The following is a 6194-nucleotide window of genomic DNA, read 5'->3' as shown; positions in this document are numbered from 1 at the left end:
GGGTCGCCGGGGTCGCCGGGGTCGCCGGGGTCGCCGGGGTCGCCGGGGTCGCCGGGGTCGCCGGGGTCGCCGGGGTCGCCGGGGACGGCATGGTCGCCCGGGGCGCGGCGGTGGGCGCCTCGCATGCCGTCGTCGTACCCGCTACGCCATGCGCGTCGCCGCGGCCTGTGGTTGCCTTCCCGATCGTCGTTCCGGTCATGCTCACCTCCGTCCGTGCCCGCCATGGCCCATGCCGCCCCGTTGCACGCCGTGCGGAGCACTCATGCCGCCCGCATTGCCGGTTCGCTGGAACCCGCCCTGCATCTGGCCCATGCGCGCACCCTGCTGCTGCAGGCGCTGGCCGTTACCGGCGTCCCGCAGCGCGCTGTCGCGGTTGGCTGTATGCGCGCGATTGCGTGCCTCGCTCGCGTCCGCGCGTTGCCGGTCCGCGCCGGCCGGCCGCGGATTGGCATTCGCGCCGCCGCCGTGCCCGGCGATCGACTGTCCCGTGTGCCCCTGGAACGACTGCGCGGCGCGATCGCGCGCCGCATCGCGCGAACCGGGCTGTGCCTGCGTGCCACCGCCGCCAGCGCCCAGCCGCTGTTGCGCGCCGCCCTGCCCGAGTTGCTGCCCCGCCTGCTGGCCCCCACCCCCTTGGCCCAGCCGTTGCTGCGCGCCGCCCTGCCCGAACGGTTGGCCGGCCTGCTGGCCCGCGCCCCCCTGCCCGAGCCGCTGCCCACCTTGCCCGCCCTGCGTCCGACTGGCCAGGGCCTGCTGGCGCTGCGCATCGTACCGATTGGCCACCCCCGGATTGTTGTAGGGCACGTTGCCACGCGCGGCCGGATTGTGTTGCCAATTCACGTTCGACCGATTGACATCGAGTTGTCGGTTCACATTGATGTTGTTGTACCGATTCACATTGATGTTGACGTCATGACGCCCCCAGTCGCAACCGCCCCATAGCGAATTCACGGCCGCCACGCCAAGCCCGAACCCGATGCCCGCCACCAGCGACGTGGCAAACACCGACCCCGGCGGCGGCGGATAGTAGGCAGGCGGATAGGCCGGATACGGCCACGCGCCATAGACCACCGTCGGGTTGTACGACGGCACATAGACCACCTGCGGATTCGCGGGCTCGATCTGCACGATGGTCGTGCCGCCACTCTGCTGCGTCACGACCTTCTGCTCGGGCGTGGTTTTCAGCGAGCCCGCCTTCTGGGCCTGCGCGCGCAGGCGCTGCACGCCATTCATGACATCGTCGGGTTGCGCGAGAAATGCATCGCCGACCGACTGCACCCATTGCGGCTGCCGGCCCATCATGTCCATCACCGACGGAAACGCCACCAGCGACTGCACGCTCGGATCCCACGACTCGCCCTGCACCGCCTTGGTCGCGGCATCGCCGGACAGCGACGGATTGGCCTTCGACCATTGCGCGGCCGCCGCGACATCGGCCGGATAGGTCGACGCCATCAGCACCTGCGACAGCAGCGCATCGGGATACAGCGCGATAGGCGCCAGCAACTGATCGAGCTGGCCGTTACCGAGCTTTGCCTGCGCGTAGACGGAGGTCGGCGAGAACGACACCGCTGCCAGCATCAGCAGCGACAACACGACACGCATCAGGCGATGTGACATCGTGGGCCTCCCTCAAAGCGCTCGGCAGTGCAACGGTCAGCGCGCGCGTCATCGTCCCTGCTGCGCGCACTCCTTTCGATAGGCATCTTCCATGCGGCCCCGATCCGGCGCGGCCGCGGGCAACGCCTCGATTTGCCGGAGCAGCCCCGTGCAATACTGCCGCTGCGACGTGGCCGGCCTGCTGTCGCCCTCGGCCGACGTGCCAGGCTCCAGCATGCGCGGCGGCGGGGGAATATCGGGCATTCCGCCCGGCGCATTGCCGCGGCCGCCGCCATAGACCGGCGGTGGCGACGACGGCGGGTTCGATCCCTGCGCGGCGACATCGCACGCACCGGTCGTCGCCGCGATGGCCATACCCGCGATGGCCATACCCGCGAATGCCAGCACGCGCCATCGGGCCGGCGTGCTAGTCGGCACTCTCGCTACCCACTTCCCTCTCTTCCCGTTCGTCATGATGTCTGCCGCCACGCTGGCGGGTGGTGCGATGGCGCAGCAGTTCGAGCCTGAGCAACGCGTCCGCAAGCAGGTTTCTGAGTCGTGCGTTCTCGTCTTCGAGTTCACGCAACCTGCGGCGCTCCGCATCTGCCGGCGCGCCGGGCGTGCCGTAACGGGCGCGCCATCCGTAGAACGAAGCATCGCTGAAACCATACCGGGCGCATAGCTCCTTGACGGGCACTCCCCGGGCGGCCTCGGCAAGGTACATGCGGATCTGCTCTTCCGAATACCGTCTGTTCACGCTCCGCCTCCACTCGCCCCCCGGATGGCCGCGGGTTCTCACTCGACCCTTGCCGTACGTTAACCACCCCTCGCGCGGAAGGCAATTCAGTGTCTTCGCGGCCCGAGTTAAGCAATTTGATCGAGATAACGATTTCCGAATTTCGTTGTTCCAAATTGGAAAAATTCAATGACCAGCTTCTGTCGTCTCAGTCGTGATCTGCGAGATTTCGCGCAATAATAAATGCTCGACGATTCACGTTGCATCGACATAACTAACCGGGAACCCTTACGTAGACTGGGTTTCCGGGAGTCATGCATCAAGACGACTGACCTTGTCAAATATCGCGGCATAGTGATAAATCGTACTGCTTCCTAGGAAGTTTCAAATTCATGTATTAACATGGCTCGGACAAACTAAATTTAGAAGAAGCCTAGCCGCCGCGTGAGAGGTCCCTGACGTTCGCGCGGCGCGCAGCCCGTGTTGCCCCAAACCATAAGAACGAAGAACGAAACAATCGTGGACAGGGAGAGCTCAGCATGCGGCACGTCAGCACCAAGCTATTGCACGTCTTCGTCCTTTTGATGGAGTACCGCGACCTCAATGCCGTGGCCGCATGTACGCAGGGACGAGTCCCCACGGTGGCATACGGTCTGGCGAGGTTGCGCGAGATCACCGGCGATCCGTTGTTCATCAAGCGCAACGGCAGGCTCGAACCCACGCCCCATGCGTTGCGGCTCGAGCAAACGGCAAGGCAGATCCTGACCCGATGGAATCAGCTCGTACGGCCGCATCGCGCGGCCGTCGCGCGGCGCGGACAGGGGCGCCGCATCTCGATCGGTTTCTCCTCGTCGATCGGCGACCCGGTCATCACCGAGATCCTCACCACGCTCTGCGAACAGTTTCCGCGCGACAGTTTCATCACGCGTCCCGTCATCGCCGACGCCTCGCTGGCCAGCCGCCTGCACGCGGGCGAGCTCGACTGCGCGTTCGTCGTCGATGGCACACAGATCCCGGACGGCGTGGTGCCGCACAGTCTGCTGGCCACGCCGCGCCGGCTGGTCGGCGCGCTGCGCGCCGACGGTCACGAGGACACCGAAACCGACTGGATCCTGCTGCAGGAAGACTGCGAGGCCGGCAGTCCCCTGCACGCGTTCCTGGCGCGCCAGGCGAACGCGCCCGGCCATCGCGAAACCGTCGTGCCATCGTGGCACACGCAGATCACGCTACTGCATGCGACCGGCGGCATCTGCCCGGTGCTGGACTTCAACGTGCCGCTCGTCACGCGCCATCGCAAGGCACGCCTGCTCGCACCGCCCACGAATTTTCCCGGCTGGGCCGCGCTCCATTTCTGGATGCCCGAGCAGACGTCCGACGCGTGCGACGGCGGCGTACTGCGCGACGTGATGGAGGTCGGCGCGGCGGTTCTGCGAGATCCGCTCAAGGCGATCGACGACCGCCGCCATCATCAGGAGAGCGCGCGGCGCGTCGCGGCATAGCGCCTCCTTCGCAGGCGCCTTCGGTTTTTTTCTCATTCGACACGACGTACTGCCTGAATTTGGCGCACGTTTTGCGAATCGTCTCACTCCCACGGCAACGACACGCCAGTATGCTCGGCGGGCATTGCCGTGCTCCGTATCCCCACGGGGCGGCATGCCGCACAGGGGATCCGCCGGGATCCACCGGACAGGAGTGACCGGATGACATCGACGATATTGAGAATTCTGCTGGCCGACGATCATCCCGTCATCACGGCGGCAATCGGCGCCAGGCTGCAGACGCAGACGGGCTGGGAGGTCTGCGGGGAGGTCAACAGCGCCGCCGAACTGCTGCACGAGGTCGATCTGCTCGCGCCCGACGTCATCGTCACCGACTATCACATGCCCGGCGTGGCCGCGCTCGACGGCGCGCGGCTGCTGCTCGCATTGCGGCGCCGCTATCCCACGATCGCCGTCGTCGTGCTCACGATGATCACGAACCCGCTCGTGCTGCGCGCGATTCTCGACGCGCGCGTGCATGGGCTGCTGCTCAAGGACTGCCCGCTTGCGGAGGTGGTCGTGGCCATCGCACGCGCGCAGCGGGGGTTCACCTATATCGGCAAGTCGGCCTTGCGCGCGCTCGCGCCGATCGACCCGCGCACCGCGCTGCCGATGGGGCGCAACGGCACGCATTCGCTCTCCATGCGCGAGATGGAAGTGCTGCGGCTTTACCTGACGGGCCGCACCGTGACCGAGATTGCCGCGACGCTGTGCCGCAGCGTCAAGACCATCAGCCGGCAGAAGAACAGCGCCATGAGCAAGCTCGGTGTCGGCAACGACCGCGAGCTGTTCGAATGCGCGGCACTGCAGGGCATGGTCCTGCCGCGCCGGTGAGGGACATGCGGGGACATGCGAAGACAAGCGAGGGATCGATCGAAGCCGATATAATCGGTCGCCTCATCGCGAGACGCCCCTCCCCCGTGCCGCCCGACATGTCCGCAACGCCTGCTCCCTCCCTCTCTGCTGACGCGCATCGCGCCGCGCGTGCCGTGCCCGCGATGATGATCACGGCCTCGGCCTCGGGCCAGGGCAAGACCACGGTCACCGCGGCCCTTGCGCGCCTGCATGCGCGGCAGGGCCGCGCGGTGCGGGTCTTCAAGTCCGGACCGGACTTTCTCGATCCGACATGGCTGGCCGCGGCCAGCGGCGCGCCTGTGCATTCGCTCGATCTCTGGATGACCGGCGCGGACGATGCGCGGCAGCGGCTCGCGCAGGCCGCGCGGACCGCCGACGTCATCCTCGTGGAAGGTGTCATGGGCCTGCATGACGGCGACCCCAGCAGCGCCGATATCGCGCGCCGCTTCGGCCTGCCCGTGCTGACCGTGATCCAGGCGAGCGCGATGGCGCAGACGTTCGGCGCGATTGCCTATGGGCTGGCGCACTATGGTGAGCCGTTCGCGGACATGCGCGTGCTCGCCAACGGCGTCGGGTCCGCGCGCCATGCGGACATGCTGCGCACGAGCCTGCGCGAACCGGGGCAATGGGCCGGCGCGCTCGCGCGCGATCCATCGGTGGCACTTCCGGAGCGGCATCTCGGCCTGTACAGCGCGAACGAACTGCCGGACCTGATGGCGCGTCTCGATCGGCTGGCCGATCTGCTCGCGCCGTTGCCGGTCTCGCAATTGCCACCTGCCGTGCGCTTCGATACCGCGCTCGATGCCGCGTCCGTGCCACCGGTATCGCGCCGGCTCGAAGGCAAGACCATCGCGGTCGCCTGCGACGACGCGTTTCGCTTTATCTACCCCGCCAACGTGGACACGCTCGAAGCGCTGGGCGCGCGCGTGGCGCTGTTCTCGCCGTTACGCGATGCCGACCTGCCGGCATGCGACGCGGTATGGCTGCCCGGTGGCTATCCCGAACTGCACGCGGCCACGCTCGCCGCGAACGCGGGCATGAAGGAAGCACTGCGGCGCGCGCGTGCGAGCGGCATGCCGATGCTGGCCGAATGCGGCGGGATGATGGCGCTCTTCGATACGCTGATCGACAAGGAAGGTAACGCGCACGAGATGGCGCGCGTCCTGCCGGGCACCGTGCGCATGCAGACACGGCTCGCCGCGCTCGGACATCAGGCCGTGTCGCTGCCGTGGCTCGGCGCGGAACACGATACGGTGCGCGGCCACACGTTCCACTACTCGCAGACCGAGACGACGCTCGCACCGGCCACGCGGGCGGTTTCCCCGCGCGACGGCAAACCCGGAGAGGCGGTCTACCGCGCGGGCGCGCTCACGGCGTCATACGTGCATTTGTATTTTCCGTCGAACCCGGAAGCCATCGCGCGCCTGTTTGGCGGCTGATGGCGATTGTCGACGGCGAAGGCGGGT

The 6194-nt window shown here is 67.5% G+C and carries 6 protein-coding genes; 3 read left to right on the top strand and 3 right to left on the bottom strand.

Annotated elements, in window-relative coordinates:
• Nucleotides 1-201: 201 nt before the first annotated feature.
• The 3 genes from AAHB16_RS24830 to AAHB16_RS24820 are packed head-to-tail and all read right to left on the bottom strand — an operon-like array spanning nucleotide 202 to nucleotide 2356.
• A complete protein-coding gene (locus tag AAHB16_RS24830) occupies nucleotides 202-1620 on the bottom strand; it encodes a DUF3300 domain-containing protein (RefSeq protein ID WP_446718132.1) in 1419 nt (472 codons plus the stop codon).
• Between the two features lie 48 nt (nucleotides 1621-1668).
• Complete coding sequence (locus tag AAHB16_RS24825) at nucleotides 1669-2037, bottom strand: hypothetical protein (RefSeq protein WP_342052245.1); 369 nt, start codon at nucleotides 2035-2037, stop codon at nucleotides 1669-1671.
• Nucleotides 2027-2356 (bottom strand): transposase, encoded by a 330-nt coding sequence (locus AAHB16_RS24820; RefSeq protein WP_223851766.1) that lies wholly within the window; start codon nucleotides 2354-2356, stop codon nucleotides 2027-2029. Before AAHB16_RS24820 ends, AAHB16_RS24825 begins: the two co-directional genes overlap by 11 nt.
• Before the next feature lie 518 nt (nucleotides 2357-2874).
• Between AAHB16_RS24820 and AAHB16_RS24815 the strand changes: the two genes are divergently transcribed.
• The 3 genes from AAHB16_RS24815 to AAHB16_RS24805 all read left to right on the top strand — a co-directional run bounded on the left by AAHB16_RS24815 (nucleotide 2875) and on the right by AAHB16_RS24805 (nucleotide 6167).
• Nucleotides 2875-3834 carry a LysR family transcriptional regulator gene (locus AAHB16_RS24815; RefSeq protein WP_342052244.1) on the top strand — a complete coding sequence of 320 codons (960 nt, stop codon included), beginning with the start codon at nucleotides 2875-2877 and terminating at the stop codon, nucleotides 3832-3834.
• A 201-nt stretch (nucleotides 3835-4035) separates the two neighbouring features.
• Nucleotides 4036-4707 carry a response regulator transcription factor gene (locus AAHB16_RS24810; protein ID WP_150375061.1) on the top strand — a complete coding sequence of 224 codons (672 nt, stop codon included), beginning with the start codon at nucleotides 4036-4038 and terminating at the stop codon, nucleotides 4705-4707.
• Between the two features lie 98 nt (nucleotides 4708-4805).
• Nucleotides 4806-6167, top strand: a complete 1362-nt coding sequence (locus AAHB16_RS24805) for a cobyrinate a,c-diamide synthase (protein WP_342052243.1) — start codon at nucleotides 4806-4808, stop codon at nucleotides 6165-6167.
• The last annotated feature ends 27 nt before the right edge of the window (nucleotides 6168-6194 follow it).

It is taken from the genome of Cupriavidus sp. OTU4054 (assembly GCF_038440175.1).
In the GTDB taxonomy this organism is placed as follows: Bacteria; Pseudomonadota; Gammaproteobacteria; order Burkholderiales; family Burkholderiaceae; genus Cupriavidus; species Cupriavidus pauculus_D.
This window is presented reverse-complemented; position numbering and strand designations above follow the sequence as displayed.

Excerpts from the sequence above, each read along its gene's own strand:
- AAHB16_RS24830 (WP_446718132.1), bottom strand. The coding sequence starts at position 1,620 with ATGTCACATCGCCTGATGCGTGTCGTGTTGTCGCTGCTGATGCTGGCA.
- AAHB16_RS24815 (WP_342052244.1), top strand. The coding sequence starts at position 2,875 with ATGCGGCACGTCAGCACCAAGCTATTGCACGTCTTCGTCCTTTTGATG.
- AAHB16_RS24810 (WP_150375061.1), top strand. The coding sequence starts at position 4,036 with ATGACATCGACGATATTGAGAATTCTGCTGGCCGACGATCATCCCGTC.
- AAHB16_RS24805 (WP_342052243.1), top strand. The coding sequence starts at position 4,806 with ATGTCCGCAACGCCTGCTCCCTCCCTCTCTGCTGACGCGCATCGCGCC.